Origin of the sequence: Arthrobacter antibioticus (assembly GCF_030063205.1) — a bacterium.
Lineage (GTDB): Bacteria > Actinomycetota > Actinomycetes > Actinomycetales > Micrococcaceae > Specibacter.
On the sequence record NZ_JASISQ010000019.1, the window covers coordinates 1 to 574 of the forward strand.

The 574-nt window shown below is 65.5% G+C and carries 1 pseudogene; it reads left to right on the forward strand.

Annotated features, from left to right (window positions below):
• A pseudogene (locus tag QMG40_RS17280) lies at positions 1 to 574 on the forward strand (transposase); the annotation flags it as partial.

Below are 574 nucleotides of genomic sequence, written 5' to 3' on the forward strand. Positions count from 1 at the left end.
AGTACGCGCCACGGGCAGGGAAGGGGTGGGCTGCCGATGTGTTTGCCGCTCTGGGCGAGCAGACCGTCGTCGTCGCCGGAACCGGTGCCGCAGGCATTGTTCTGCCCCAACTCGCCGCAATGCTCAAGCAACTGCGCACCGCCCGCGATGAGCTCCTGACCCAAGTTGAAGCGCTCGTGGAGGCCCACCCTCAACACCAGCGTCCAGTCCTCAATGCCGGCGGTCGGGGTCAGGACGGAAGCACGCATCATCACCGAGGTTGCTGGCAAGGAATTCAAGACTGCCGGCCACCTCGCCTCCTACGCCGGACTGGCCCCGGTAACGTGGCGATCGGGCACCTCGATCCGCAGCGACCACCCCTCCAAGAAGGGCAACAAGTCCCTGAAGCGGGCGTTCTTCCTCTCCGCGTTCGCAGCCCTGAAAGACCCACTCTCCCGGGCCTACTACGACAGGAAACGAGCCGAGGGCAAACGACACAACCAAGCCCTAATCGCCCTCGCCCGGCGCCGCTGCGACGTGCTCTTCGCGATGCTCCGCGACGGTGCCCTCTACGACGCCCCGACCACCAAAACTA